Origin of the sequence: Shewanella sp. S1-49-MNA-CIBAN-0167, from assembly GCF_040310145.1 — a bacterium.
In the GTDB taxonomy this organism is placed as follows: Bacteria; Pseudomonadota; Gammaproteobacteria; order Enterobacterales; family Shewanellaceae; genus Shewanella; species Shewanella psychromarinicola.
Window position 1 is genome coordinate 1 of the sequence record NZ_JBEOPO010000452.1, and the last position, 242, is coordinate 242.

The window sequence follows — 242 nt, forward strand, 5'->3', positions numbered from 1 at the left end:
GGTACAAACAGGCGTTAGCGTCAATTGTGATACTGGTGAGATGAATATTGCCGATGATATTGTCACTCATCGTCAATTGATGAATATGCCGTTGCAGCCTTGTGATTTAGACTTTACCACGTGTCCGTTTCGCTATGAGAAACCTGCGTCACCGCATTTATCTGCTGCGCTTGCTAATGCCGTTCTAGACCCTGAAATCATCACCAAGTTTACGCAGCAATTGCAACAAAGCTACGATATAG

Annotated in this window: 1 protein-coding gene; it reads left to right on the plus strand. The window is 44.2% G+C overall.

From position 1 onward, the window contains the following. Positions 1-242: dethiobiotin synthase (locus AAEZ00_RS22005; protein ID WP_351090153.1), on the plus strand; the 242-nt coding region annotated here is incomplete at both ends.